Origin of the sequence: Sphingobium quisquiliarum P25 (assembly GCF_000445065.1) — a bacterium.
Classification (GTDB): domain Bacteria; phylum Pseudomonadota; class Alphaproteobacteria; order Sphingomonadales; family Sphingomonadaceae; genus Sphingobium; species Sphingobium quisquiliarum.
The window spans coordinates 1-724 of record NZ_ATHO01000099.1; the positions used below are offsets into that span (position 1 = coordinate 1).

Below are 724 nucleotides of genomic sequence, written 5' to 3' on the forward strand. Positions count from 1 at the left end.
GAGGCGCAGCGCGATCCGCGCTTCGGCCGCCGCCGTGCGCGCGGCGATCAGGTCCTGCTCGGGCGAGACCTGCTGGTCGAACAGCCGCTGCTCCCTGCGCAGGTTCGATTCGGCGAGTTCCAGCCGCGCGCGAGCCGCCTCGATCCCGGCGTTAAGCGAGGCCGCCTCGCGGCTTTCGATCACCGCCAGCGTTTGCCCGCGCCCGATCGATTGGCCGAGGTTGCGGGTGAGGGCGACGACGCGCCCGCCGATCGCGGCCGACACCACCTGCATGCGCTGCGGATCGCCTTCGATCGTCGCCGGCAGCGTCAGCGCCCCGCCGCCGCCGCGGATCGCACGGACCAGTTCGATGCCCGCCGCGCGGATCTGCTGCGGCGTCAGCGCGATCTCGCCTGATTCGTCGCCATGGCCTTGCTCCTTGGCTTCGGCCGTATTCTGGTCCTCGGGTACGGACTCGCCGCCCGAGCAGCCCGCGACCAACAATGTGGCCAGCATGAGCGGCAGGGCCGCCCCAAAACGGTTCTTCATGGTCTGTCCCCCTGAATGGCGGGCGCGCGTGCGGTCAGCCGCTCGAGCTGCGCCTGGGCGATGTGGTAGGCGAGTAGCGCGTCGATCGCGGCGGCGCGGGTCTCGGCAAGCGTGCGCTCGGCGTCGAGCAGGTCGAGCTGGCCGAACTTGCCTTCCCGGTAGCCGATGCGGGCGATCCGCGCCGCTTCCTCGGCCG

General features: G+C 71.8%; 1 protein-coding gene and 1 pseudogene. Both read right to left on the minus strand.

The annotated features are described in order from the left end of the window. Positions 1-528, minus strand: a pseudogene (locus tag L288_RS33015) (efflux RND transporter periplasmic adaptor subunit); the annotation flags it as partial. Beyond that, a partial coding sequence (locus tag L288_RS0121665) for a TolC family protein (RefSeq protein ID WP_031304442.1) occupies positions 525-724 on the minus strand: 200 nt, incomplete at its 5' end. The pseudogene L288_RS33015 and the gene L288_RS0121665, both read right to left, overlap by 4 nt.